Annotated in this window: 1 protein-coding gene and 1 pseudogene; both read left to right on the top strand. The window is 71.3% G+C overall.

Features of this window, described 5'->3' with window-relative positions:
• Window positions 1–23 precede the first annotated feature (23 nt).
• Window positions 24–398 (top strand): annotated as a pseudogene (locus G4D87_RS37310) (MFS transporter); the annotation flags it as partial.
• Between the two features lie 46 nt (window positions 399–444).
• On the top strand, window positions 445–1,620 hold the full coding sequence (locus G4D87_RS37305; RefSeq protein ID WP_163787526.1) for an SDR family oxidoreductase: 1,176 nt from the start codon (window positions 445–447) through the stop codon (window positions 1,618–1,620).
• The last annotated feature ends 191 nt before the right edge of the window (window positions 1,621–1,811 follow it).

Genomic DNA, 1,811 nt, shown 5'->3' with positions numbered 1-1,811 from the left:
TCAGNTGTNTATAAGAGACAGTCCTGGGGCTGGCCGCCATGCCGGTGCTGACCGTGCTCATCCTGTTCAAGGCGGTGCGCGGCGCCAGCCACTACGCGCTGGAGCGGCCCTCGCGAGAGGTCCTCTTCACCACCGTGGACCGCGAGGCGCGCTACAAGTCGAAGAGCTTCATCGACACGGTGGTGTACCGCGGCAGTGACACGGTGAGCGCCTGGCTCCAGGGCGGCCTCACGAAGCTGGGCCTGGGCACGACGGGCCTGTCGCTGGCGGCGGTGCCCCTGGCCGGGCTGTGGCTGGGCGTGTCGCTGTACCTGGCGCGTCATCAGCGGCGGCAGGCAGAGCCGGTGCCGTCCGCCGCGCCCGAGGCGCCGGTGCCCGAAGAGGCCGCGGCCCGGTAGCGACCATCCACACGCAGTCAGTCCACACACGCAGGAGGAATCCCGCATGACGCTGTCTCGCAGGAGTGTGATTCAGGGAGCGGCCGCGGCCGGCTCGCTCTGGGCCATGGGGTGCGCCACCACGGGCACGTCCGGCACCGCCGCGTCTTCCACCCAGGGGCAGGGGGAGCAGTCCTCCGCGCCCGCCGCGCCGCTGCGCATCCTCATCCTGGGCGGCACCGCGTTCCTGGGGCCGGCGCTGGTGGAGTTCGCGCGCTCGCGCGGCCACACCGTCACGCTCTTCAACCGGGGGAAGACGAATCCGAACCTCTTCCCGGATGTGGAGAAGCTCGCGGGTGACCGCGACCCGAACAAGGGCGAAGGCCTGAAGGCGCTGGAGGGCCGCAAGTGGGACGCGGTGGTGGACACCTCCGGCTATGTGCCGCGCGTCGTGCGCGCCTCCGCGGAGCTGCTGGCCCCGCACGTCCAGCACTACACCTTCGTGTCCTCCATCTCCGTCTACAAGGACCTGTCGCGGCAGGGGCTCGACGAGACGGCCGCCGTCGCCACGCTGGAGGACCCGGCGACCGAGGAGGTGGACAAGCACTACGGCGCGCTGAAGGCGCTGTGCGAACAGGCCGCCGAGGCCGCCCTGCCGGGGCGCGTCCTCAACGTGCGGCCGGGCCTCATCGTCGGGCCGGATGACCCGTCCGACCGCTTCACCTATTGGCCCCTGCGCGTGGCCCGCGGCGGTGAGGTGCTGGCGCCCGGCGACGGGCAGGACCCCCTTCAGTTCATTGACGCCCAGGATTTGGCGGCGTTCATCATCCGCTCCGTGGAGCGCCGCATCACCGGCATCTTCAACGTCACCGGCCCCAGCCAGGACCTGCTGATGCGGGACTTCCTGGAGGCCAACAAGACGGCCCTGGGCAGCGACGCGCGCTTCACGTGGGTGGACACCGACTTCCTGAAAAAGCACAAGGTGGAGGCGTGGTCGGACATGCCCGCCTGGATGCCGCGCAACGGTGAAGAGGGCGGCATCGGCAAGGTGAGCATCGCCAAGGCGCTGGCGGCGGGCCTCACGTTCCGCCCGGCCACGGAGACGATTCGCGACACGCTGGCCTGGTTCAAGACGCTGCCGCCCGAGCGTCAGGCGAAGCCGCGCTCCGGCCTGTCCGCTGAACGCGAGAAGGAAGTGCTGGCCGCGTGGCACCAGGAGCGCGGCACCGCCACCGCGGGCTGAGCAAGCCTCCGAGCGCGGGGATGGGCGGCCGGAGGGGCGGGTGAAGCGCCTCCTCGCACCGCCCCTCCTCCGCGCCCGTGGCACGTCCGTGCCGCGGGGGGCGTGAGCGCACCGGCCGGGTGCCCCGCAAAGCAACGGGGGATGCCCCGATGGACTCGGAGCATCCCCCGGATTTCGACCCATCTATCGGG

Origin of the sequence: Myxococcus vastator (assembly GCF_010894475.1) — a bacterium.
Lineage (GTDB): Bacteria > Myxococcota > Myxococcia > Myxococcales > Myxococcaceae > Myxococcus > Myxococcus vastator.
Note: the sequence above shows the minus strand (reverse complement) of the source record. Positions and strands in the feature narration are given on the sequence as shown.

Coding starts and splice junctions, on each gene's coding strand:
- G4D87_RS37305 (WP_163787526.1), top strand. CDS start 445: ATGACGCTGTCTCGCAGGAGTGTGATTCAGGGAGCGGCCGCGGCCGGC.